Origin of the sequence: Nocardia sp. NPDC004654 (assembly GCF_040609595.1) — a bacterium.
In the GTDB taxonomy this organism is placed as follows: Bacteria; Actinomycetota; Actinomycetes; order Mycobacteriales; family Mycobacteriaceae; genus Nocardia.
Genome location: NZ_JBEXKI010000003.1, coordinates 675,874 through 699,932, shown reverse-complemented (window position 1 = coordinate 699,932; position 24,059 = coordinate 675,874). Strand labels below are relative to the sequence as shown.

Annotated in this window: 21 protein-coding genes; 11 read left to right on the top strand and 10 right to left on the bottom strand. The window is 68.6% G+C overall.

Annotation, left to right across the window (positions count from 1 at the left end; translation table 11 throughout):
* Positions 1 to 707 precede the first annotated feature (707 nt).
* The 5 genes from ABZV58_RS13010 (at position 708) to purM (ending at position 7,630) form a co-directional block, all read left to right on the top strand.
* Positions 708 to 2,261: an ABC transporter substrate-binding protein gene (locus ABZV58_RS13010; RefSeq protein ID WP_355000315.1), complete on the top strand. Its 1,554-nt coding sequence runs from the start codon at positions 708 to 710 to the stop codon at positions 2,259 to 2,261.
* Positions 2,262 to 2,356: 95 nt separating this feature from the next.
* Positions 2,357 to 3,367 carry an ABC transporter permease gene (locus tag ABZV58_RS13005; RefSeq protein ID WP_355000555.1) on the top strand — a complete coding sequence of 337 codons (1,011 nt, stop codon included), beginning with the start codon at positions 2,357 to 2,359 and terminating at the stop codon, positions 3,365 to 3,367.
* A gap of 83 nt (positions 3,368 to 3,450) precedes the next feature.
* Positions 3,451 to 4,449, top strand: a complete 999-nt coding sequence (locus ABZV58_RS13000; RefSeq protein ID WP_355000554.1) for an ABC transporter permease — start codon at positions 3,451 to 3,453, stop codon at positions 4,447 to 4,449.
* On the top strand, positions 4,442 to 6,124 hold the full coding sequence (locus ABZV58_RS12995; RefSeq protein WP_355000314.1) for an ABC transporter ATP-binding protein: 1,683 nt from the start codon (positions 4,442 to 4,444) through the stop codon (positions 6,122 to 6,124). The genes ABZV58_RS13000 and ABZV58_RS12995 overlap by 8 nt, the downstream gene beginning before the upstream one ends.
* A 429-nt stretch (positions 6,125 to 6,553) precedes the next feature.
* Positions 6,554 to 7,630: a phosphoribosylformylglycinamidine cyclo-ligase gene (purM, locus tag ABZV58_RS12990; protein WP_355000313.1), complete on the top strand. Its 1,077-nt coding sequence runs from the start codon at positions 6,554 to 6,556 to the stop codon at positions 7,628 to 7,630.
* 287 nt (positions 7,631 to 7,917) lie between these two features.
* Here the strand turns inward: purM and ABZV58_RS12985 are convergent, their stop codons facing one another.
* The 4 genes from ABZV58_RS12985 to ABZV58_RS12970 form a co-directional block, all read right to left on the bottom strand.
* A complete protein-coding gene (locus ABZV58_RS12985) occupies positions 7,918 to 8,130 on the bottom strand; it encodes a DUF3073 domain-containing protein (protein ID WP_068055885.1) in 213 nt (70 codons plus the stop codon).
* Between the two features lie 175 nt (positions 8,131 to 8,305).
* Positions 8,306 to 9,256, bottom strand: a complete 951-nt coding sequence (locus ABZV58_RS12980) for an asparaginase (RefSeq protein WP_355000312.1) — start codon at positions 9,254 to 9,256, stop codon at positions 8,306 to 8,308.
* A gap of 150 nt (positions 9,257 to 9,406) precedes the next feature.
* Complete coding sequence (locus ABZV58_RS12975) at positions 9,407 to 10,105, bottom strand: MOSC domain-containing protein (protein ID WP_355000311.1); 699 nt, start codon at positions 10,103 to 10,105, stop codon at positions 9,407 to 9,409.
* A gap of 66 nt (positions 10,106 to 10,171) precedes the next feature.
* A complete protein-coding gene (locus tag ABZV58_RS12970) occupies positions 10,172 to 11,287 on the bottom strand; it encodes a folate-binding protein (RefSeq protein ID WP_355000310.1) in 1,116 nt (371 codons plus the stop codon).
* Between the two features lie 157 nt (positions 11,288 to 11,444).
* Here ABZV58_RS12970 and ABZV58_RS12965 point away from each other — a divergent pair, with 157 nt between their 5' ends.
* From ABZV58_RS12965 to ABZV58_RS12940, 6 genes are all read left to right on the top strand, one after another.
* The gene (locus ABZV58_RS12965; protein ID WP_355000309.1) at positions 11,445 to 12,365 is read left to right on the top strand and encodes an aminodeoxychorismate lyase; all 921 of its coding nucleotides are present in this window, start codon (positions 11,445 to 11,447) and stop codon (positions 12,363 to 12,365) included.
* Between the two features lie 130 nt (positions 12,366 to 12,495).
* Positions 12,496 to 13,992: a cytochrome ubiquinol oxidase subunit I gene (locus ABZV58_RS12960; RefSeq protein WP_355000308.1), complete on the top strand. Its 1,497-nt coding sequence runs from the start codon at positions 12,496 to 12,498 to the stop codon at positions 13,990 to 13,992.
* 11 nt (positions 13,993 to 14,003) lie between these two features.
* Complete coding sequence (cydB, locus tag ABZV58_RS12955; protein WP_355000307.1) at positions 14,004 to 15,035, top strand: cytochrome d ubiquinol oxidase subunit II; 1,032 nt, start codon at positions 14,004 to 14,006, stop codon at positions 15,033 to 15,035.
* Between the two features lie 5 nt (positions 15,036 to 15,040).
* Positions 15,041 to 17,062: an ATP-binding cassette domain-containing protein gene (locus ABZV58_RS12950; protein ID WP_355000306.1), complete on the top strand. Its 2,022-nt coding sequence runs from the start codon at positions 15,041 to 15,043 to the stop codon at positions 17,060 to 17,062.
* Positions 17,063 to 17,163: 101 nt separating this feature from the next.
* Complete coding sequence (locus ABZV58_RS12945; RefSeq protein ID WP_355000553.1) at positions 17,164 to 18,828, top strand: ATP-binding cassette domain-containing protein; 1,665 nt, start codon at positions 17,164 to 17,166, stop codon at positions 18,826 to 18,828.
* A 216-nt stretch (positions 18,829 to 19,044) separates the two neighbouring features.
* Positions 19,045 to 19,629 carry a Uma2 family endonuclease gene (locus ABZV58_RS12940; protein ID WP_355000305.1) on the top strand — a complete coding sequence of 195 codons (585 nt, stop codon included), beginning with the start codon at positions 19,045 to 19,047 and terminating at the stop codon, positions 19,627 to 19,629.
* Between the two features lie 137 nt (positions 19,630 to 19,766).
* Here ABZV58_RS12940 and ABZV58_RS12935 read toward each other — a convergent pair whose 3' ends face one another.
* The 6 genes from ABZV58_RS12935 to ABZV58_RS12910 all read right to left on the bottom strand — a co-directional run bounded on the left by ABZV58_RS12935 (position 19,767) and on the right by ABZV58_RS12910 (position 23,962).
* Positions 19,767 to 20,492 carry an FABP family protein gene (locus ABZV58_RS12935; RefSeq protein WP_355000304.1) on the bottom strand — a complete coding sequence of 242 codons (726 nt, stop codon included), beginning with the start codon at positions 20,490 to 20,492 and terminating at the stop codon, positions 19,767 to 19,769.
* A gap of 186 nt (positions 20,493 to 20,678) precedes the next feature.
* Positions 20,679 to 20,984 carry a DUF1416 domain-containing protein gene (locus ABZV58_RS12930; protein WP_063023277.1) on the bottom strand — a complete coding sequence of 102 codons (306 nt, stop codon included), beginning with the start codon at positions 20,982 to 20,984 and terminating at the stop codon, positions 20,679 to 20,681.
* A 5-nt stretch (positions 20,985 to 20,989) separates the two neighbouring features.
* Positions 20,990 to 21,823, bottom strand: coding sequence for a sulfurtransferase (locus tag ABZV58_RS12925; protein ID WP_355000303.1), 834 nt, complete (start codon positions 21,821 to 21,823; stop codon positions 20,990 to 20,992).
* A 29-nt stretch (positions 21,824 to 21,852) separates the two neighbouring features.
* A complete protein-coding gene (locus ABZV58_RS12920; protein WP_355000302.1) occupies positions 21,853 to 22,425 on the bottom strand; it encodes a DUF4395 domain-containing protein in 573 nt (190 codons plus the stop codon).
* A gap of 278 nt (positions 22,426 to 22,703) precedes the next feature.
* Positions 22,704 to 23,153, bottom strand: a complete 450-nt coding sequence (locus ABZV58_RS12915) for a thioredoxin family protein (RefSeq protein ID WP_355000301.1) — start codon at positions 23,151 to 23,153, stop codon at positions 22,704 to 22,706.
* Positions 23,150 to 23,962, bottom strand: coding sequence for an LmeA family phospholipid-binding protein (locus tag ABZV58_RS12910; protein ID WP_355000300.1), 813 nt, complete (start codon positions 23,960 to 23,962; stop codon positions 23,150 to 23,152). The genes ABZV58_RS12915 and ABZV58_RS12910 overlap by 4 nt, the downstream gene beginning before the upstream one ends.
* Between the last annotated feature and the right edge of the window lie 97 nt (positions 23,963 to 24,059).

Below are 24,059 nucleotides of genomic sequence, written 5' to 3'. Positions count from 1 at the left end.
GATGCCACCTGTGCCAAGTGGTCGTAGACGTAGCGGATGAACTGCCAGGTGCCGTTCTTTCGCACCTTCAGTGCGGCGGGCATCGTGGACGCCAGTCGTAGCTCGACCGCCCAGTGCCGGTCGAACATCGCTGCCTCGGTACCGATTCCGAGTTCGGTTGCGGCGGCGACTCATCGGGGACGCGGGCGTCGATCGTGGTGGCGAGGTTTTCGGCGAACTCGCGCTGATCGGTTCGCGGCCCGCACTGCTTCGGTGCGAGGTACCTCCCGTGCGTCGTGTTCGACTCCCACGCGGGGCGCGTCGTGACGGGGACCCGGTATACCGGGTGGTTTGGCGCTCGGTGGTTTGGCGCAGCGCCGAAATGGGTAGCGCCGCAACGGTGTCCGTGGGCGTGACTTGGCCTGCTCGAGACGCCACGACCTCGATCTTTCCGCGCACCTGGACATTTGACCGGGCGACGCCGGTGCGGCCGTGCATGGTTCGCGACGGGCGATGACAGCCCGGTGATTTTTCTTTGAAAACGCAATGTGCCGGAAATGGTTCGTGGGTACGGTCGCCAGCTATATCGAAAGTTCACCGCGTCCGGACCGGGCCTGTGATCCAGGTATCGCGGTGCGGCGCGCTCGAAGAAGTGGGGCCTGACGATGAGGGTTTCGAGGACGCCGGGCGGGCGTAGACGAGCGAAAGGCATTGCGGCGGTCGGGCTCATGGCGCTGGTCGCGTCGGTGCTCGCGGGTTGCGGTTCCGGACGGACGGGCGAGGGCGGTGACGGCGACGGGTTGATCGTCGGCACCACCGACAAGATCTTCTCGCTGGATCCGGCCGCCGCCTACGACAACGGATCGCTGGTCGCCGAGACGCAGATCTACCAGTACCTGCTGAATTTCGCGCCCGGCGACCCGACCCCGAAACCGGACGCCGCCGAGAAGTGCGAGTTCACCTCGCCGACGGTCTACACCTGCACCTTGCAGGCGGGATTGAAGTTCGCCAACGGAAACCCGTTGACCGCCAAGAGTGTCAAGTTCTCCTTCGACCGCATGCTCGGTATCAACGACCCGAACGGTCCGGCCTCGCTGCTCGGCAATCTGGAGAAGACCGATGTGGTCGACGATCGCACCGTCGCCTTCACGCTGAAGGTCGCCAACGACCAGACCTTCCCGGCCATCCTGCCCACGCAGGCGGGGCCGATCGTGGACGAGCGGGTGTTCCCCGCCGACAAGGTGATGGCCGACGAGGACGTGGTGCGCGCCAAGGGCTACTCCGGCCCGTACACGATCACCAGCTACGACAAGAACAAGCTCGTCGAGTACCAGGCGTATCCGGACTATCGCGGCATCCTCGGCACCCCGAAGACGCCCCGCATCTCGGCGAAGTACTACGCCACCACCGACAACCTGAAGCTGGATCTGCAGAGCGGCGCGATCGACGCGGGCTACCGCTCGCTGACGCCGACCGATATCGAGGGGCTGCGCGCCAGCGACAAGGTCAAGGTGCTCGACGGTCCCGGCGGCGAGTTGCGCTACATCGTCTTCAACTTGAACACCATGCCCGGCGGTACGCCGGAGCAGAAGCTGGCGGTGCGCAAGGCGTTCGCGTCGTCGCTGGACCGGGCCGCGCTCGCCCGCGACGTCTACAAGGACACCTACGTTCCGGCGTATTCGTCCGTCCCGCAGGGTATTCCGGGCGCGGCGGAACCGTTCAAGGACATCTATGGCGCGGGTCCGAACAAGGACGCGGCCGCGAAGTTCCTCGCCGACGCGGGCGTCGCGACGCCGGTGGAACTCAATCTTCAGTACAACCCCGACCACTACGGCTCCAGCAGCGCCGAGGAATACAAGGCGATCAAGACGCAACTGGAAAGCACGGGTCTGTTCCGGGTGAATCTGCAGTCCACCGAATGGGTGAGCTACCAGAGGGAACGGGCGCGCGACGCCTACCCGCTGTACCAGTTCGGCTGGTTCCCCGACTTCCCGGACCCGGACAACTACCTCTCGCCGTTCTTCGGCCCGAACAACTTCCTTCAGTCGCACTTCGAGGATCCCGGCATCACCGCGCAACTCGTCGGTGAGTCGACCCAGCCGGACAAGGACCGCAGGCTCCAGCAGATCCAGCAGGTGCAGCGCGACCTGGCGCAGAACTTCCTGCCGATCGTTCCGCTGTTGTCCGGCAAGCAGATCGGCGTCGCGGGCACGGACGTCCAGGGCATGGAGCAGACGCTGGACCTGTCGTTCAAGTTCCGCTACACGGTCCTGAGCAAGTGAAGTCGGAGGGGACCGGGCCCGCGGCGATCGCGCCGCGGGCCCGGCGGTTCGCGCTGCCCCGGCGGGCGGCGGGCGGGGATTCGCGCGGGCTCGCCCTGGCCAGGTATCTGGGGGTGCGGCTGCTGCTCATCCCGGTGACGGCTTGGATTCTGGTGACCGCGGTGTTCTTCATGATGCGGGTGATCGGTGATCCGATCGAAGCCGCGCTGGGCGGGCGGCTGCCACCGGATCAGATCGAGCAGCGTCGGGAGGCCGCCGGACTGAACCGGCCGATCCTGGTGCAGTACTGGGAGTACCTGTCCGGCCTCGCGCGCGGCGACTTCGGGCAGACCCAGGACCACCGGTTGGTCGCCGACATCATCGCCACCCGCGGCGCGGCCACCCTGGAACTGGTGTGCTGGGCGCTGCTCGTCGCCTTCGCGATCGGCGTACCGCTCGGCAGATACGCTGCCACCCACCGTGATTCGGGCACCGACGCCGCGCTGCGCCTGTTCGCCATCCTGGCCTACGCGGCGCCGGTGTTCTTCGTGGGACTGCTGCTCAAGCTGTTGTTCGCGGTGCGGCTCGGCTGGTTGCCGGTCTCCGGACGGGCCAGCGCCGACGTGGAATTGCGGCTACAGCACGTCTCGCCGAAGACCAACGTCATGGTGGTCGACGCGATCCTCTACGGCGACAACGCCTATCTGCTCGACGTGCTGAAACACGCTGTGCTGCCCGCGATCGCGCTCGGCCTGCTGACCGCGGGGGTGTTCCTGCGACTGGTGCGGATCAACCTCATCCAGACCCTGCGCAGCGACTACGTCGACGCGGCGCGGGCCCGCGGACTGTCCGCGCGGGTGGTGACCGGCCGACATGCCGTGCGCAACGCCATGATTCCGATCGTCACGGTGATGGGCATGTACATCGCCATGATGCTCGGCGGCGCGGTGCTCACCGAGATGACCTTCGAGTGGAAGGGTCTCGGCTTCGAACTCGCGGAGTACCTCAAGGCCCGCGACTTCATGGCGGTGCAGGGCATCGTCGCGTTCATCGCGCTGGTCGTCGCCGTGATGAGTTTCGTGGTGGATGCCCTTGTCGCACTGATCGATCCGAGGGTGAGGTTCTGATGACCGCACCGGAATTGGTGACCGAACCCACCGCGGCGCTGGTACCGAGTCGACGGGGTCGGTTCGGCCTGCGGCTGTTCTCGATGACCGCCGGAATGCAGCGCGTCACGCTGATCCTCGGACTGGTGTTGATCGCGGGGTTCCTCTTCGTCGCGCTGTTCGCGCCTTTCCTCGCGCCCTACGGGCTGGCCCAGACCACCGAGAACGGCGTGGGTTTCGGCCAGTACCAACCGCCTTCGGCACAGCACTGGTTCGGTACGACCGTCGCGCAGGAGGACGTGTTCTCCCGGGTGCTCTACGGAGCGCGGACGGCGCTGTGGGTGATCGTGGTGTCGCTGGTGCTCTCGCTCTTCGTCGGCGTGCCGCTCGGGCTGGTCTCCGGGTACGTGGGGCGCTGGCTGGACCGGGTGCTGGTGACCGTCATGGACGCGCTGTACGCGTTCCCGACCCTGCTGCTCGCGATCGTGGTGTCGATCGTGGTCTCCGGCGGCGAGTCCAGCGGGTTCGGTGGTGTGCTCTCCGCGGCCGTGGCGATCACGACCATTTTCGTGCCGCAGTACTTCCGGGTGGTGCGCAATGCCACCGTCGCGGTGAAGCAGGAGCCGTACGTGGACGCCGCCCGGGTCACCGGCGCGTCGACGGTGCGAATTCTGTTCCGGCACATCCTCGCCAACGTCACCCAGTCGCTGCCGGTGATCATCACGCTCAACGGCGCCGAGGCGATTCTGACGCTGGCCGGGCTCGGCTTCCTCGGCTTCGGTGTCGAGTCCACCCAGGCGGCGGAATGGGGATTCGACCTGAACAAGTCGCTGGCGGCGGTATCCAACGGCATCTGGTGGACGGCGGTCTTTCCCGGCACCGCCATCGTGCTCGTCGTTCTCGGGATGACGCTGGTCGGCGAGAGCTTGAACGAGGTGCTCAACCCGCTGCTGCGCACCCGGCGCACCGCGGCGCCGGTCGCGGTGGGCAGTGATGTGGTGGTCGGCGCGACGGGGGAGCCGGAGATGCCCGTGGCGGAGGACAGCGCCGAACCGGGTGCGGGAGAGAGTGATTCGAGTAGACGGGAGGGCGATCATGTCTGACGTGACCGAGGAGCGGCGGCCCGCGCTGTCCATCGAGGCACTGTCGGTCACCTTCGCCACCGACGCGGGCGCGGTGCACGCGGTGACCGACGTGTCCTACGAGGTGTTCCCCGGCGAGGTGCTCGCCATCGTGGGGGAGTCCGGCTCGGGCAAATCGGTGAGTTCGCGGACGGCGATGGGACTGCTGCCGTCGACCGCGCAGGTCCGCGGCCTGGTGACGCTCGGCACGCGGCAGGTCACGGGGATGTCCGAACGCCAGCTCACCGCGCTGCGCGGCGGGGCTATCTCGATGGTGTTCCAGGAACCGGGGCTCGCGCTGGACCCGCTGTTCACGGTCGGCTTCCAGATCGCCGAGGCGCTGCGGGCGCACACCGACCTGTCGCGCAAGGCTGCCAAGGCGCGTGCCGTGGAACTGCTGCGGTTGGTGGGTCTGCCCGACCCCGAACACCGCGTCGACTACTACCCGCACCAGCTCTCCGGCGGGCAGAAGCAGCGCGTGGTGATCGCCATCGCCATCGCCTGCGAGCCCAAGGTGATCATCGCCGACGAGCCGACCACCGCACTCGACGTCACCGTCCAGGCCGAGATCCTGAACCTGCTGCGCGACCTACGCGACCGCATCGGCAGCGCGATCGTCCTCATCACCCACAACATGGGCGTGGTCGCGGACCTCGCGGACCGCGTCGTGGTGATGCGCGAGGGCCGGGTCGTCGAACAGGCGCCCGTCGAGGACCTCTTCGCCCGACCGAAGGCGGACTACACCCGCGCGCTCCTCGCGGCGGTCCCGCACCTGGGCGCGCGTGGCGAGAAAAGTGGTGGGAGCGTCGAGTTCGGGGAGCGTGCGCCGGTGCTCGAGGTGCGCGATTTGGTTGTGGAGTTCCCCGGACCCATCGGACGTCCGCGGTTCCGAGCGGTGGACGGGGTGAGCCTGTCCATCGCCGCGGGCGAGACACTGGGGTTGGTGGGGGAGTCGGGGTCCGGCAAGTCCACCATCGGGCGATGCGTCGCGGCGTTGCAGCGGCCGACGTTCGGGGCGGTGCGGGTGCGCGGCCAGGACATCGCGGGTCTCTCGCAGCGGCGGCTGCGGCCGATCCGGCGGCGGTTCGGTTTCGTGTTCCAGGATCCGGCCAGCTCGCTGAATCCCCGGATGACCGTGGGCGATTGCGTCGCCGAACCCATGATCGTGCACAAGGTCGGCAAATCCGAGGCGATCCGCGCCAAGGTGCGCTCGCTGCTCGACGACGTCCGCCTGCCCGCAGGGGTCGAACGCCGCTACCCACACGAGCTGTCCGGCGGCCAACGCCAGCGTGCCAGCCTGGCCCGAGCGCTCGCGCTGGACCCGGACCTGCTCGTCGCCGACGAACCGACCAGCGCGCTGGACGTCTCGGTGCAAGCCGCCGTCCTGGAACTGTTCGCCCAACTCCAACGCGAATGCGGCTGGGCCTGCCTGTTCATCAGCCACGACCTCGCCGTCGTCGACCAGCTCGCCGACCGCATCGTGGTCCTGCGCGACGGCGCGGTGGTCGAGCAGGGCGACCGCGACGCGATCCTGCGGAACCCGAGAGAGGAGTACACCCGCCGCTTGGTCGCCGCCGTCCCGGTACCGGACCCGGTCGAACAACGCCGACGCCGCGCCGAAGCCGCGACCCTGTTCGCCTCGGAGGCGGCGGAGTGAGCCATCGGCCATCGAAGCCGCACCGCTCGTCACCCCAGCTGTTCGACGGAGCCGCGCGTTGTCGAGGCGAGGGAGCCCGTTCGTCTCTCGACCTCGCCGGAGCGCACCGCGCCAACTCGGCGCCGCGTGAAGGGAGCTGTTCGCACCGAAGCCAACGGAGCGAGCCGCCTCATCTCGATGCCTCGAACACCCGCCCGTTGCCCGCGAACCGGGCAGAATGATCAGCGGAACAGAATCGAAACGTGACGACTGATTTCGCAAGGATCCGGGTAACTCGTCGGGTACGCCCAGAATCCGACCACCCATTCAACCGCCGGCCCGGCGTCCGAAGTACCACGGCACCGACGACCGGCAAGAGGCTCGGAGAGGCGGATAGGCTAGCGTGAGCAGGCATCTATCCGCCGATTCGGTTTGGAGCTTTCCCCGAAAATGACTGAACAGACCCCCACTGGTGGTGCCTCGTACGCCGCGGCAGGCGTGGACATCGAGGCAGGTGACCGCGCAGTCGAGTTGTTCGGGCCATTGGCGAAGAAGGCCACCCGTCCCGAGGTCCAGGGTGGGCTGGGCGGCTTCGCCGGATTGTTCGCGCTCAAGGGCGGCTATCGTGAGCCGCTGCTCGCCGCCTCGACCGACGGCGTCGGCACCAAGATCGCGGTCGCGCAGGCTATGGACAAGCACGACACCGTCGGTCTCGACCTGGTCGCGATGGTCGTCGACGACTTGGTCGTCTGCGGCGCCGAGCCGCTGTTCCTGCAGGACTACATCGCCATCGGCAAGGTCGTCCCGGAGAAGGTCGCCGAGCTGGTCTCCGGCATCGCCGAGGGCTGCGTGCGCGCGGGCTGCGCGCTGCTCGGTGGCGAGACCGCGGAGCACCCGGGTCTGATGGATCCCGACGACTACGACCTGTCCGCGACCGGCGTCGGCGTGGTCGAGGCCGACTCGGTGCTCGGCCCGGATCGCGTGCGTCCCGGCGACGTGGTGATCGCCATGGGTTCGTCGGGTCTGCACTCCAACGGCTACAGCCTCGCGCGCAAGGTGCTGCTCGACATCGACCGGATGTCGCTGACCGGGCACGTGGAGGAATTCGGCCGCACTCTCGGCGAGGAGCTGCTCGAGCCGACCCGCATCTACGCCAAGGACTGCCTCGCGCTGGTCGCCGAGACCGACGTGCGCACCTTCGCGCACGTCACCGGTGGTGGACTCGCGGCTAACCTGGCCCGCGTCATCCCGGCGGGCATGGTGGCCGAGCTGGACCGCGGCACCTGGAATCCGGCGCCGGTGTTCAAGATGATCGCCCAGCGCGGCCGGGTGGAGCGGGCCGAGATGGAGAAGACGTTCAACATGGGCGTCGGCATGGTCGCCGTCGTCGCTCCGGAGGACGTCGACCGCGCCCTCGCGGTGCTCACCGCCCGGCACATCGAGTGCTGGACCCTCGGCACCGTGAAGAAGGCCAAGGAGTCCGACGCCGCCCGCGCCGTGTTGCTCGGCGAGCACCCGCGGTTCTGATCACTGTCGGGGTGCACCCCGACTCGAGTCCCGGCCTGGGAAAACCGTGCTGCCACATATCCCGTGTACGCCTCACATAGCCACCGCCTGTGTGAGGCGAATACGGGATGTGTGGGAGCTGGGTGAGGGATCGGGGCTGGCTCACACGAGATCAGCGTCCCGCATCCATGGATGCGGGACGCTGATCTCGTTGTATGGCAAGCCTCTAAGGCGATGTCCGTGTCTCGATGGCAACGATCGAAGGGGGAGGCCCGGACGGCCTCCCCCTTCGTCACGCCTGATCCGAGTCAGCGGCGCCAGTCGTCGTAGTCGTCGTCCTCGTCCCAACGGGACGAGGGTACGTCCGCGTCGTGCTCATCGGACAGCACACCGCCACTGCGTTGGGTGGTAGGGCTTCCCGAGAGCTCACGCTGAAGGCTCGCGAAGTCGGTCGGCGCTGAGCTGTACTTCAGCTCGCGTGCGACCTTGGTCTGCTTTGCCTTAGCCCGGCCACGGCCCATGGCTGACCCCCTCGCGTCACTGCGGGGCGGCCTGGGGTTTGTTGGCGGCCCCGTTCGAATTAATACTCTTCCTGACAGACACTTTAGCGTGTGTCCGGCGGTCGCGCTTCCAGGAGTGGGGGAAGAGCTGCCGAACGAACCCCGTTTGCCCGGTTGTCGCCGTGTGTCCTGGCTCTTAGAGTACGCCGGGAATTGTCCGGATCACCCCGACTTGAGCGCCGCCGCCGAGCACCGGTTGGGCCGCCAATTCGGTGTGCGCCTCGGTCCAGTCGACGCCCATCCGTTGCAGAATCGCCAGCGTCAGGGGCATCCGCGCGCGGTCGTGCCCGTCGTCGATCTTGTACGCGAAAGCCCTGCCGTCGGACAACGCGCCCGCGTGCACCCCGTCGGCCCCGATCTTGCAGACCAGGCCAGGGGTAGCCGCCATGGCCAGCAAATCGGGCGCGTTCGTGCCCGAAATCACTCGCGGATGGGCGCGGATGGCGTCGGCGACCCGGCGCGGCGGGGTGCCGGGCTCGGCGGTGGCCATGGTCGCGAAGGCGCGGGCCAGGTTCATCAGCGAGACCGGGATGATGGGCAGGCCGCAGCCATCGATACCGAGATCGGTCTCCGGTTCGCCGGTGAGCTCGGTGATGTTCGCGATCACCGCCCGCTGCAAGGGGTGGGTCTCGTCGAGGTAGCCCTCGGTCGGCCAGCCGTTGATCGCGCAGGTCGCCAGCATCGCGGCGTGCTTGCCGGAGCAGTTCATGTAGATCCGGCGCGGTTCGTCAGCGGTCAGCGCGGCGGCGCGGGCCCGCTCCTCGAACGGCAGGTCGGGCGGGCACTCCAGCGCCTTCTCGGGAAAGCCGAACCGGTCGAGCAGCCGCTGGACCAAGGCGACGTGGTCGGGCTCACCGAAGTGCGAGGCGGTGGCGATGGCCAGCTCGGCCTCGTCGACCGGCTCGAAACCATTGCGCAGCAAGGTGATCGCCTGCATCGGCTTGTTGGTCGAGCGCGGGAAGATCGGCACGTGCACCTCGCCGAGCTGGTGCGTGGGCTCGCCGTGGGCGTCGAGGATCACCAGGGATCCGCGGTGCACGCATTCGCGGAACCCGGAGCGGACGACCTCGACGAGTTCGACACTCATGCCTGCGCCTCGCTGGCGCTCGGCTCCGGCATGCGTGTCGCACGCTGGCACATGATTCGCTCACTCCGTTCGCTCATGCCTGCGCCTCGCTGGCGCTCGGCTCCGGCATGCGCGAAGCGCGCTGGCACATGATTCGCTCACTCCGTTCGCTCATCGCGCCCCCTCGGTCGACAGTTCGCCGCGCCGTTCGGCGGCGCGGGCGGCGTTGGCGGATCGACGGGCGTGCCGGTCGATCTGCATCCGGATGTCGTCGGAGACGGTGGTCTCGTGCTCGAGCAGGGTGGCGAGCCGCTCCATATCGTTGCCGGTGAACACGTCGCGCACGGTGATGCCGTGCTCCGGGACGTGCACCACCTCGACCGGATCACCGGCGCCGATCGTGCCCTCGGTGAGAACGCGCAGATAGGCGCCGGTGTCGCTGCGCAGCGTGAAGCGCTTGACCCACTGCGCCTCGCCGGACCAGTGCTGGAAAGTGGCACACGGGACGCGGGGCGCGCTCACTTCGAGCAGGGTGTCGCCGATCGCCCAGCGGGCGCCGATCACCGCGTCGCTCACGGCCAGTCCGCTGATGCGCAGGTTCTCGCCGAACCAGCCCGCGGGCAGCTCCCTGCCGAGTTCGTCCCCCCAGCGCCGCGCGTCGTGCTCGGCGTAGGCGTAGACCGCCTGGTGCACGCCGCCGTGATGCTTGGTGTCGCAGACGTGATCGCCGTCCAGGCCGAGAGCGCGCACGCCGACGCGGCCCGCGACGGGTCGCTTGTCGATGGCGGTGCGGCCGACCCTGGTCGGCACCTCCAGATCGGCGTGCACCACGCAGACCGCGAGCACGCGGGCGGTGTCATCGCTGCGCATCGGCGCCGCTCCCTTCGTCGTGTGGATGGGGATCGCGAGGCTCGGCGTCGAGCGAGTTCGGGCGGATCACCGTCCGCGCAGCCGGTCGACGGCGAGACGACCGGCCTGCGGCGTGTCGTCGTGCGGGACCGAATCGGGATCGATGGAGGCGGCGGACGGACCAGCGACCAGCGCGGTGTCGGCGGGGATCGCGCGCTTGATCAAGGCCAGCGCGATCGGGCCGAACTCGTAGTGGTCGACGACGGTGCCGAGCCTGCCGACGGCGCGGCCGCCCGCGGTGACGTCGGTGCCGGGTGTGGGCCGCTCGTCGGCGGACCCGTCCAGGTGCAGCAGAACCAGGTGGCGCGGCGGTTTGCCGAGGTTGTGCACCCGGGCCACGGTTTCCTGGCCGCGGTAGCAGCCCTTGTCCAGGTGCACGGCGCCGTGTTCGTCGGGACCGCCGATCCAGCGCGCCTCGTGCGGGATAGTGCGGTCGTCGGTGTCGAGGCCGATGCGCGGACGCAGCGCGGTCACCCGCAGCGCCTCGAAGGCCCACATGCCCGCCGGTTCGGCGCCCGCTTCGGTGAGCTTGCCCCACCATTCGGTCAGCCGCTCGCGGGGGATCACCAGGTCGAAGGAGTCGGCGGTCGGCCACGGCATACGGCGCAGGAAACCGCCGCCGGGCAGCGGAACGGCCGCGTAGGTGTCGGGCAGCTCGGCCACGCCGAGGGCGGCGGTCAGTTCGCGCACGCGCGGACCGAGCAGGCTCAGCACCGCGTGGTCGGTGGCCTCGCGCGGTTGGGCGTCGGCCCAGAACACCATCTTGCGCAGGAAGTCGAGCAGGGCCGGGCCGTGGTCGGCCTCGGTATCGATCCAGACCGTGCCGTCCAGATCGGTGAGCACGAAGTGGTGCTGCACGCGACCGTTGAGATCGAGATCCAGATTCTCCGCCGAGTGCCCGTCGGCCAGGTTCGCCACGTGCTGGCTGGAAATGGTGTGCAGCCAGGTCAGGCGCTCGGCGCCGGTGATGGACAGGACGAAACGGTGCGAGCGATCGATGACCGCGACGCGTTCGGCGGCGGCCCGTTGTTCACCGAAGGGATTGCCGTAGTGCCACGCCACGGCGGCGTCCTGGGTGCCGGGCGGACCCGCGACGGCGCCCGGAACGGATAGGACAGGGCTGGGTGCATCGACCACGGACACGTCTCCACTGTAGTGGCACGGCCGGACGGCGGTCCGGGCACTGCCGAAGCCAGCAGGTCCGCGACGCGCGCGCCCGCGGGTTTCGACGCGCGCGCCCGCGGGTTTCACGGCGTGGCAAACATAGGCAAGGGCAGCGCATACCGCCTACGCTCGACGCATGGTAGATCGGGTTCTTGTCACACTGGACGGCGTCGTCCAGGATCCGGACGCGCCGTTGCTGTTCGCCGACGACATCGGGGTGCTGCGCGGCGACGGCGTCTTCGAAACGGTGCTGGTGCGCGGTGGAAACGCGTGCGCGCTCGATTTCCACCTCGGCAGGCTACGGCGCTCGGCGCAGGCGCTGGAACTGCCGGAACCCGAACTGAGCCGCTGGCGCGAGGCCGCCGAAACCGCCGCCAAGGAGTGGGGCACCGAGGACGAGGGCATCATGCGGCTGGTGCTGACCCGCGGTCGCGACAGCGAGCTGTCCGGCGCGCGCTCCAGCGTCAAGTCGGGCGATCTCGCCGCGGCGGTTCCGGTGCCGACCTCCTACGTGCTGGTGATGCCGGTGCCCGAGCGGGTGGCGAAGGCGCGCACGGAGGGCGTCTCGGTGGTGACGCTGCCGCGCGGTATCTCCATCGATCTGGCCCAGGCCGCGCCGTGGCAGCTGCTCGGCGCGAAAACCCTGTCCTACGCGACGAATATGGCCGCGCTGCGGTTCGCGCACCGGATGGGCGCCGACGACGTGATCTTCACCAGCACCGAGAACCGGGTGCTGGAGGGTCCGCGCTCCACGGTGGTGATCGCGCGCGACAAGAAGCTGATCACCCCGCCCGCGAAGAACGGTGTGCTGCCCGGCGTCACCCAACGCGCGCTGTTCGCGGAGGCGGAGAAGGCGGGCTGGACGTGCACCTACGAATTGCTCTTCACCGCGGATCTGCTGACCTGCGACAGCGTCTGGATGATGTCCAGCATCAGCCTTGCCGCGCGGGTGAATTCGCTGGACGGTTTGCGGATGTCCGCGCCGGACAACGCGCAGGAGATCATCGACCTGGTCGATCGCGGTATCGATCGGGCGGGTGCCGTCGGGGATTGGTGAGGTGACGTCCGCCTCTTCGGGGCGGACGACCTTCGCTTTGTCGAGGGCCGTGTCCTAACGCACGTTGATTGCCGAACCCCGGCACGTAGCATTTACTACGACATGTCGTAGACGGTTGCTGGAGGGTCGGATGAGTGTGCTGGACATCTCGCGTTGGCAGTTCGGTATCACGACCGTCTACCACTTCGTGTTCGTCCCGCTGACCATCGGGCTCGCCCCGCTCGTCGCGGGTATGCAGACCGCCTGGGTGATCACGGGCAAGGAACACTGGTACCGGCTGACGAAATTCTTCGGCAAGCTGTTCCTGATCAACTTCGCGCTCGGCGTCGCCACCGGCATCGTGCAGGAATTCCAGTTCGGCATGAACTGGAGCGAGTACTCCCGCTTCGTCGGCGACGTGTTCGGCGCGCCGCTCGCGCTCGAGGCGCTGGTCGCCTTCTTCCTCGAGTCGACCTTCATCGGTCTGTGGATCTTCGGCTGGACACGACTGCCGAAACTGTTGCACCTCGGCGCGATCTGGATGGTCGCGATCGGCGTGAACGCCTCGGCGTATTTCATCGTCGCCGCCAACTCGTTCATGCAGCACCCTGTCGGCGCCCGATACAACCCGGAACGCGGGCGCGCGGAGCTGACCAGCATCTGGGAGGTGCTCACCAACAACACGACGCTGGCGGCCTTCCCGCACGTGGTCGCGGGCTCGTTCCTCACCGCGGGCACCTTCGTCGCGGGCATCGCTGGCTGGTGGATGGTGCGCAACGCGCGCAGCGGCGACCCGGAGAAGGCGGCCGAGGCGCGCACCATGTGGCGCTCGGGCGGGCGCGCGGGCATGTGGGTGATCGTGGTCTCGGGTCTCGCGCTGGTGCTCAGCGGCGACGTCCAGGGCAAGCTGATGTTCGAGCAGCAGCCGATGAAGATGGCCTCGGCGGAATCGTTGTGCCACACCGCGACCGATCCGCACTTCTCGGTGCTCACCGTCGGCACGCACAACAACTGCGACAGCGTCACCCACGTCATCGAGGTGCCGTACGTGCTGCCGTACCTGGCCAAGGGCGAGTTCAGCGACGTCACGCTCGACGGTGTGCAAGATCTGCAGAAGGCTTACATCGAGAAGTTCGGTCCCGGCGACTACCGGCCCAACCTCTTCGTCACCTACTGGTCCTTCCGCGCGATGATCGGCCTCGCCGCGGGCTCGATGCTGCTCGTTCTCGCCGGGCTGTGGCTCACCAGGCGCGGCCGGGTGCCGGACCAGCGCTGGTACTCGTGGCTGAGTTTGCTGGCCATCCCGACGCCGTTCCTCGCGAACAGCGCGGGCTGGGTGTTCACCGAGATGGGCCGGCAGCCGTGGGTCGTGGTGCCGAATCCGACCGGCGACCCCGCCCTGCGGATGACCGTTCAGCAGGGTGTCTCGGACCATTCGGCGGGCACCGTGATCACCTCGCTGGTGGTGTTCACCCTGCTCTACGGCGTGCTCGCGGTGGTGTGGTTCTACCTGATGCGGCGGTACGTGATCGCCGGGCCGGAACAACCGCACGCGCACGAACCGGAGGGCCCGGACGACGCGGGCGGCCCCGGTGAGCGCAAGCGCGCCGAAGAACCTGCCGTCGAACAGCTTTCGTTCGCGTACTGAGGAGCCCGACGATGAGTCTGCAAGAGTTCTGGTTCGTCCTGATCGGCGTCCTGTTCACCGGCTACTTCGTGCTGGAGGGTTTCGACTTCGGCGTCGGCATGCTGATGCCGATCCTCGGCAAGGGCAGCGACACCCGGCGGCGCGTGGTGCTCAACACCATCGGCCCGGTGTGGGACGGCAACGAGGTGTGGCTGATCACCGCGGCGGGCGCGATGTTCGCGGCGTTCCCCGAGTGGTACGCGAGCCTGTTCTCCGGTTTCTACTTCGTGCTGCTGCTGATCCTGATCGCGCTGATCCTGCGCATCTGCGCCATCGAATACCGCGCCAAGATCGACGATCCGGTCTGGCGGGCGCGCTGCGACATCGGTATCGGTATCGGCTCCTGGCTACCGGCGTTCGCGTGGGGCTGGGTGTTCGCCAACATCGTGCGCGGTGTGCCGCTGGACGAGGAGAAGCAGATCGTCGGCACAGTGGCGGACCTGTTCAGCCCGTACGCGCTGCTCGGCGCGCTGACCACCGGCCTGCTGTTCCTGCTGCACGGCGCGATCTTCGTCAACCTCAAGACCGGCGGCGAGGTGCGGGCCGACTCGGTGCGCATCGCGCGGCTGCTGCTCGCCCCGACCGCGCTCGTCGTCGGCGGGTTCGGCCTCTGGACGCAGCTGGCCTACGGGGCCGGGTGGACCTGGATCGCGTTGGGCGTCGCGGCTTTCGGGCTCGTGGTCGCGGCGGTCGCGGTATTCGCCGAACGCGACGGGTGGGCGTTCACCGGAACCACCTTCGCCATCGCGGCCGCGACGGTGCTGCTGTTCGGCTCGCTGTTCCCGAACGTATTGCCCTCCACCATCAGCGACGCCTTCCACCTCACCATCGACAACGCGTCGTCGACGCCGTACACGCTGAAGGTGATGAGCTGGGCGGCGGTGATCGTCACGCCGGTGGTGCTCGGCTACCAAGGCTGGACCTACTGGGTCTTCCGCAAACGCCTGACGGTGGACCACATTCCGGGGCACATCGGCCTGCCGCTGAGGCCGGGCAAGGACTGACGGCCATGGCACGTCCGCCCGTCGACCCGCGCCTGTGGCGGTATGCCCGCTCGGCACGCCGGTATCTGGTGCTGAGCGTCGGGCTCTCCGTGGTGATCACCGCGTCGATCGTGGTCACCGCGGTGACGCTGGCTCGGGTGCTGGCCGGAGTCATCACCGATCCTGGCGCGCGCGGGTTCGGCTCGTGGACAACCGAACTCGCGGTGCTGGCCGCGTCCGTTGCCGCACGAGTGGCGGCGAGCTGGGTGCAAGCCAGGGTGGCGCATCGGGCCGGGGCGGGTGTGGTCGCGGAGCTGGAGGCGGCGGTGCTCGCGGCCGGTGCACGGCTGTCGCCGCGCGAATTGGAGAGCCGGAGAACCGAACTCGCGGTGGTGGTCGGGACCGGTCTGTCGGGGTTGCGCGGCTATCTGAGCGGTTACCTGCCCGCGCTGTTGCTGGCGGTGCTCGTGCCGCCGATCGTGTTGGCGGTCATCGCGATGCACGATCCGGTGTCCGGGGGGATCGCGGTGGTGACGTTGCCGCTCATTCCGATCTTCATGGTGCTGATCGGGTGGCTGACGCAGGGACGTGCGGCGGCGACGCTGGAGGCGACGACTCGGCTGTCGGATCAGTTGCTGGATTTGTTCGCGGGCATGCCGACGTTGCGCGCGTTGGGGAGGGAAGGAAGCGCTGCCGAGCGGTCCGGTTTCGAGCAGGGCGCGAATGCCGCCCGGTCCGGCTCCGTACGGGAGCGAGGTGCTGGTGCCGCTCGGGTGGGAAGTGGCTCGGCCGCCCAGGCGCCTCAGGGCGCAGGATCGGCGACGGCACGGGATGCGGACGTCGCCGTGGGCCAAGGCGGGCAAGGCACGGGATCGGCGGCGAATACGGATCGTGCGGGCGGTGATGCGGCGCGGGCTCGCACTATGGCGCACCGGGTGCGCGATCTCGGTGACGCGTTGCGTTCGCGCACGATGCGCGCTTTGCGGATCGCGTTCCTGTCCTCGATGGTGCTGGAGTTGCTCGCGACGCTCAGCGTGGCGCTGATCGCGGTGTCGATCGGGTTGCGGTTGGTCTACGGCGGGATGGATTTGTACGCCGGGCTTGTCGCGCTGATTCTCGCGCCGGAGGTGTACCTGCCGCTACGGATGGTGGGGGAGCGGTTCCACGCGGCGCAGGACGGGATGGCGGCGGCGGACAAGGCATTCGCGATTCTCGAGCCGGGGGAGGTGCCCGACCGGTCGGAGGCGGCTGTCGGTGCGGACGAAAGCGCTGAGATGGCGGGATCCGAGAGCGGATCGCCCGGCGCGGTCGAGGGTGCCGGAGCCGAAGGGGCCGGACGCGGTGCGGCGCGACCGGAGCCGCTCGGCCGCATCGAGATTCGCGAACTCGGTGTGCGGGCGCGGGACGGTTTGGCGCCGCATGGGCTCTCGGCCGCGCTGCGTCCGGGGACCGTGACCGTGCTGACCGGGCCCAATGGGAGCGGCAAATCGACGGCGTTCCTCGCGATGCTCGGTCTCGTGCGGCCGGAGGACGGGTGCGTGCTGGTCGACGGAACCGATGTGCGCGAGCTGGACCCCGAAGCGTGGTGGGCGCGGGTTGCTTGGCTGCCGCAGCGGCCGGTGCTCGTGCCAGGCACGTTGCGGGAGAACCTGGAACTGCTGGGCGCGCGGGCCGCCGACGATTCGGATCGCGGGGCGGTCCTCGAAGCGTCCTGCGCCGCTACCGGATTCGACGCTGTGCTGGACGAGTTGCCACAGCGCTGGGACACCGTCGTCGGCGCGGGCGGCACCGGCTTGTCCCTCGGCCAACGCCAGCGCCTCGCGCTGACCAGGGTGCTCGCCGCCGACCGCCCCGTACTCCTGCTCGACGAGCCGACCGCCCACCTCGACTCCGCGAGCGAGTCCGCGGTCCTCGCCGCCCTCCGCGCCAAAGCCCGCGACGGCGCCACGGTCGTCGTCATCGGCCACCGCCCCGCGATCCTGGCCGCCGCCGACCACGTTGTGTCCGTGCGAGCCTCGGTCTTCGATCGGACGGTGAGCGGATCATGAGCGCTGCGGATGTGCACGCCGGGGCCGCATTCACCGATCCCGGCGTGAGCAAAGAAGACCAACGTCCTGCGGGCGGGTCGATCAGCGGCGACTTTCGCCGGATGTGGGGCCTGCTGGAACTCTCCCCGTGGCGGGTCGCGGTGGCGGTCGGGTGGGGCGTGCTGGCGCTCGGCAGTGGGCTCGGGCTGGCGGCGCTGGCGGCGTGGTTGATCGCGCGGGCGTGGCAGATGCCGCCGGTGCTGGATTTGAGCGTCGCGGTGGTCTCGGTGCGGGCGCTCGGTATTTCGCGCGGACTGTGCCGGTATCTGGAACGGCTTGCGACGCACGACGTCGCGCTGCGGTCGATGACCATCGCGCGCACGAGCGTCTACCGCACCCTGGCGGGCTCGGACGTGTGGTTGCGCCGGGCGCGCGATACCGAGACCGAGCCGCGGAGCGCGGCGCGGTTGCGACGCGGTGATCTGCTGGTCCGGATCGGCAGCGATATCGACGATCTCGGTGCGGTCGTGGTGCGGGCGCTGGTGCCGATCGTGGTCGCCATCGTGCTGGCGTTCGCCGCGATCGGACTGCTGGCCACGATCTCCGTCGCGGCGGCGGTGATTCTCGCCGTGGCGCTCGGGGTTTCGGGCATTCTCGCGCCCTGGCTCTCGGCGCGCGCCGCGCGGGAGGCCGAGACCGCGGTGCGCGCCGACCGCGCCGAATTCACCGCGCAGGCGCTCACCGTGCTGGACCACGCGGCCGAACTGCGCGTCGCCGGACGACTCGACGCGGCGCTGGCCGCGGCGAAGAAGGCGGGTGACCGCGCGGTCGCCGCCGAGGACAAGGCCGCGTCCCACACCGCTTCGGCCGCCGCTGCGACGCCGCTCGCCATCGGGGCCAGCGTGCTCGGCGCCCTGCTCATCGGCATCGCGATCTACGGCCCGAACGGCGGCGCGCCCGGCGCCATGACGCCCATGGCGCTCACCATCCTCGTGCTGCTGCCGCTCTCCGCCTTCGAAGCGGTCGGACCCCTACCGGCCGCCGCGCAGGCCATCACCACCGCGCGGGCCGCGCTGCGCAGGCTCTCGGCCGCCGAAGCCGCCGACCCGCGCCGGGAGTCCGGCCTGCCGCACCAGCTGCCCGAGCTGCCCGCCGGACGCCGCATCGCGGTCGTCGGTCCGAGCGGTGCGGGCAAGACCACGCTGCTCATGTCGTGGGCCGGGCTGTTCGACACCCCTCGGCCCGACACCACCTTCTTCGCCGAGGACGCGCATCTGTTCGGCACAAGCGTTCTGGAGAACCTGCGGGTCGCTCGCGGCGATATCACCGAAGCCGAGGCCGAGAAGGTACTGCGCGCGGTCGGTCTGGGCGACTGGCTGGATTCACTCGCGGACGGTATTCATACCGAGCTGGTCGGCGGGGCGGCCGCGGTCTCCGGCGGACAGCGCCGCCGCCTCCTGCTGGCCCGCGCGCTGCTCGCACCGGCCCGTGTCCTGCTGCTCGACGAGCCCACCGAACACCTCGAGGCCCAGGACGGCGCCGACCTGCTCCGGGCCCTGCTCGACCCCGCGAGCGGACTGGTCGACTCGGACCGGACAGTGGTGGTCGTCACACATCAGCTGCCGGACGGGCACCGCGCCGACGCGGTCGTCCACGTCGACGTATCAGCCCAGGTCACGGTCGAATATCCGGCCGATTCCGCCCCGCGCGAAAATCCATTGCCGACCTGCCGATCCTTCGCTAATTTCGTCAGTACACAGGAAGGAGGTGGTTCGAAGAATGAGTAATTCCAGGACACGTGAGGTGGCTGTCCGCTAGCGCCACCGCTGCAGGTGGTATCCGCCCGCGCGAGGCGCCGAGCGAATACCAGGCAGTCACCCGACCCCCGAGCCCCCGGTCTTGTCCGACCGGGACCCGCGCAGGTTCTCGAACCCGCCGGGTACGGCTCGGGGGTCGTTCCGTTTATGGTGACGATTGTTGCCTCGGGACTCTACGCTGGGCGAATGACCGTTGAGCCGCTTCCCGATTGGGTGATTCCGCCTGCCAACGGTTTCACTGTCGAGGAGTTCCTGCGGATGCGCGGCCTCCCGAAGCACACCGAGCTGATTGATGGGAGTCTCATCTTCGTTAGCCCGCAGCGGAAGTGGCACCGGCAGGTAGTCGACCTCTTCCGGACGGAACTGGCTCTACAGGCACCTCCGCATCTCCGGGCCGACCGTGAGATGGCAGTCAAGCTCGGGAAACGCCAGATGCCGGAGCCGGACGTCATCGTGGTGACGCTCGAAGCAATGAACCGAGCGGACCCGGACACCTATTACTTCGCCGAGGACCTTGTCTTGGCTATCGAAGTGGTCTCACCGGACTCTGAAGAGCGTGACCGCGAAACAAAGCCGATGAAGTACGCCAACGCTGGGATTCCGCACTACTGGCGGACCGAGCAGGGAGACGGCACTGTTGTTGTGTACGTCTACGAGATCGACCCAGCCACGCGTCGTTATGTCCCCACCGGGATCTTCCATGACCGGCTGAAGATCAGCGTGCCGTTCCCGATCGACATCGACCTGACGACGATCGGGCAACGGGGCTGAGCCCGCCGCCTCGGTGACGTCTCGGACGCCGAGTATCGCGTCCATACGCCGCGTGGATCGCCGCAGATCGGCGGCTCCGACCTCTGACGACGACCGGCGGGCCGCCGACCACGGCCGGGGAGATCGTCCGGGCCGGTTCAGCCGATGTAACGCTGGAGGCGGGCGGAGAGGCGGGGTTCGAGGGGGCCGTCGGCGACGACGCGTTCTTCGACGTAGGCGAGGTCGCCGCCCTCGATGATGCCGTAGAGGCGCTTGGCTCCGCCGACGACGACGCCGGACTGGCTGCGGATCACCACGTCGGTGGCCAACTCCCAGGAGGACTGGGTGAGCGCGGTGCCGTAGAAGAGTTCGACGATGCCGGAGCTGTGCGTGAGCAGGAGCTCGATGACCTCGTCGTTGCCGTCGATGCCGACTCGCCAGAATCCGCTTTCGCGGAGATCGGGTCCGCCGTAGCCGCCGTCGTCCTCGATGATCCAGGAACGGGAGTCCCAGGAGAGGTAGTCGCCGCCGTCGTGCGAGACGACGATCTGCTGACCGAAGCGGTAGTCCCCGCGCTCGGGGTCGTTGCCCTCGCCTTCACCGCGCCACACGCCGACCATGGGCAGCAGGGCCAGCATGGAGGCGCTCAGATCGGGACCGAGCCGCAGGTTCGCGGTGTCCTCGGGCAGCGGCAGGTCCGGCAGCACCGGAATGTTGCGGGCGCCGGTCGATTTCGCGCGCTCGGCGGCCTCGGCCACGGCCTGGTCGCCGCTGCGGCGGACCACGTCGTCACCCCGCTCGGGGTTCCCGGCGGGAGCGCTGCCGTTCATCTGTTCACTCGCTCGCTCGGCCGAATTGGAACCTTCGCTCGCGAGGTCGCTCATGATTCCGTGAACAGCCGGTAGAAGACGTACAGACCGAACCAGCCGATCAGCACGGACACCAGGACCAGCAGAATTTCGAAGAAGAGGACCACGTCTCGGAGTCTAACGAGCGCCACTTCCGGGCAACACAACGGCCCCGGAGCTTCCGCGAAGGGAAGCGCCGGGGCCGTTGGTGTTCGACGTGCCTTACTTGGCGACCGCGACGTCCACGGCGTGGATGCCGGCGCCCTCGGGGCGGACCTCCGCCGAGCCGTTGCCCGCGGACGACAGCGCACGCACGGTCCACGAGCCCGGAGCCGCGAAGAAGCGGAAGTCACCGGTGCCGGAGGCGACGACCTCGGCGGTGAAGTCACCGTTGCCGTCGAGCAGCCGCACGAACGCGCCGCCGACCGGCTGACCGTCGGTGCTCAGGACGCGGCCGGTGATGACCGTCTCCTTCTCCACGTCGACGCCTGCGGGGATGGCCTGACCCTGGGTAGGTGCTGCACACATGTTGATTACGCTCCCAACTCGATCGGTGCACCGACGAGGGAGCCGTACTCGGTCCAGCTCCCGTCGTAGTTCTTGACGTTCTGGTGGCCGAGCAGCTCCTGCAGCACGAACCAGGTGTGCGAGGAACGCTCGCCGATGCGGCAGTAGGCGATGGTGTCCTTCTCGCCGTCCAGACCGGCTTCCTTGTAGATCTCGGTGAGCTCGGCGTCGGACTTGAAGGTGCCGTCCTCGTTGGCCGCCTTGCTCCACGGCACGTTGATGGCGCCCGGGATGTGGCCGGGACGCTGGCTCTGCTCCTGCGGCAGGTGCGCGGGAGCGAGGATCTTGCCGGAGAACTCGTCAGGCGAACGCACGTCGACCAGGTTCTTGGTGCCGATGGCGGCGATGACCTCGTCGCGGAACGCGCGGATCGTCAGGTCCGGCGCGGCGGCCTTGTACTGGGTGGCGGGACGGTTCACGGCCTCGGTGGACAGCGGACGACCGTCCAGCTCCCACTTCTTGCGGCCGCCGTCGAGCAGCTTGACGTTGTTGTGGCCGTACAGCTTGAAGTACCAGTAGGCGTAGGCGGCGAACCAGTTGTTGTTGCCGCCGTAGAGGACAACCTCGTCGTCGTTCGAGATGCCGCGCGCCGAGAGCAGATCGGAGAACTGCTCCTGGTTCACGAAGTCACGACGAACCTGATCCTGCAGGTCCTTCTTCCAATCGAGCCGGACGGCGCCCTCGATGTGTCCGCCGTCGTAGGCGGAGGTGTCCTCATCGACCTCGACGAAGACGACGCCGGGGGCGTTGAGGTTCTCTTCGGCCCAGTCAACGGAGACCAGGACATCGGAGCGAGCCATTGTGTTCCTTTCAGATATGACTTGCAGGGTCAGTTCGGTGCCGAGACCGCGGTGGGAGCGTCAGGCCCGGAGGCGGAAGCCTGCGTGACCACGGAGGGCCCGCGGACGGCGCCGTGGACTCTGTTCCGGCGGAGGCGGGCAACCAGCGGATAGATCTGGCAGCCCAGGCAGATCCCGAACGCCGCGTTCAGGAACGCCGCGAACAGGGCAAAGCCGGCGAACACCGCGCCGACGACTGTGGAGCCGAGCGCGAAGCCCAGCAGGCTGACGGCCGCGAACACGAAGCCGAGCAGCTGCGCGAATCGCATCGGCGGCGTCGGCTCGGTCTCGCTGGTGGGAGCGAGGCGCGGCGCGAGGAAGGCGGCGAAGATCCGGCCGTACGGGTGCTTGCGCGGACCGGCGGCCGCGCCGATCGCGAAGACGACCGCCTGCAGCGCGATCAGGACGCCAGCGGCGACGGGCGAGACGGCCGCGGCAACCAGAACCAGGACGAGAACGGCGGTGGTGACCCAGGCGGCGAAACGCGGGCCGCGCACGTCGACGCGGTCGATCGCTGGGGGAATGGCTCGGGATCCGGAAGTGTTCCGGGTTTCGGTGGACATTGTGCGTACTCCTGCGCTGAATGCGTTGATTGGCTGGAAAGTTGCCAGTTCGCCGGGGGATCGTGAGATCACTCGCGCGGCGGGCAGCGGTCGGCGTCAGGAAAGACTGGAAAGCCGACCGATCAGCGGCACAGGCAGCAACAACCACCGAGGCGACACAGATCAACTGTGCGGCGTCGGGTGAGCATCAGCTCGTGGTTGGCTTGCACGAGAGGCAGTTTACCCAATTGGGACGGAGAATTGGACCCGGGGTACGTCACAGTCGCCATCCGGCGGCGTCAGGACTGGTTTTGCCCCGTCAAGGGGGCCAACGCGGAGCGGAGATCGCCCGCCTTCGGCACGCCCGAAATACGGAAGCGCTCCTTGCCCTCGATATCGAAGACGAACGTCGTCGGCAGCGACAGTACGTTCAGCTCCTTGGCCAGCGCGGGCTCGGCGTCGATGTCGACCTCGATGTCCTGCGGCGGGCGCGGGGTCTCCGCCAGATCCGTAGCGACTCCAGCAACCACCCGGCGAACCGCGGCGCACGGTCCGCACCAGTCGGCGGAGAAGTGCAGCACCGCCGGACCCGAACCGGTTACTCCCACCGCGGCGAGCAGATCGGCGCGCGCGGAGTCGGCATCGGCGGCGGGAGTGGCGGCCCGCAGCTTGCCGTGGCGGCCGCGCAGCGCCAGCCCGACGGCGAGCGCGGTGATCAGAACGAGTGCGAGCAGTGTGATTTCGGTCATGGTCTCTGCAGTCGGTCCAGGTCGATCGTCACGTTCTCTCCTTTGCCCTCGACCAGGATCTGCCCGCCCAGCGCGAACACCTTCGTCGGGCGCACGCCGAAGGGCAGGTCCTTCGTATCGATAGTGCGCGTGAAGCGCGCGAGGACGGCGGGGCGATCGGCTTCGGGGACGATGGCCGTGGTGGTGAGGTCGGTGTCGCTGCTGCGATAGAAGCCGGTGGCGACGATCTTGACCTGGTCGTCGTCGAGCGTCAGCTCGGCCTGCACCGCGACCTTGTCACCGTTCTGCGCGCCGGACTTGCCGGGCTGCGCGGTGCTGCCGGGCAGCGTGCCGGTGAGCACCAGCGCGCCCTCGGTCGTCATGCCGGTGCCACCGGAGCCGCCCGTTCCGTCCGATTTGTCCGCTGGGCGCGAATGCACTTGCAGGTCGGGGATATTGAAGAGGCGACCGAGTTCGACCGGTTCGATGCGCATCGCCGCCTGGACCTTCTCCACCGGCACCTTGCGCACGTTGCCGTCGTCCAGGTCGCTCATGCTCACATGCACGCCGGTGAGCGTCGCGTCCACCGAGATCTCGCCGGGAATGTCGGGGCGGACGACGGCCGCGCGGATCACGATGTTCTGGTACCGACCGTCGAGGGCTTGGCCGAGGAACGGGAAGCCGTGAATGGTCACCTCGGGGTCGGCGCTGAGATCGGCTCCCTCGCGCAGGGTGCGCGAGACGCGGTACTCGGTGTAGGCGGCGGCGCCGAAATCGACGACGACCGCCAAACCCGCGAGACACAGCAGTCCGATGATCAGCTTGCGCATGCCATGAACAGTAATGCGGTGGCGCCGCGCGGGTCGCGACGGTCTCACCGGTCACCCGGATGGCGAGGTCATCGGGGTCGACGCGCTAATCTTGCAC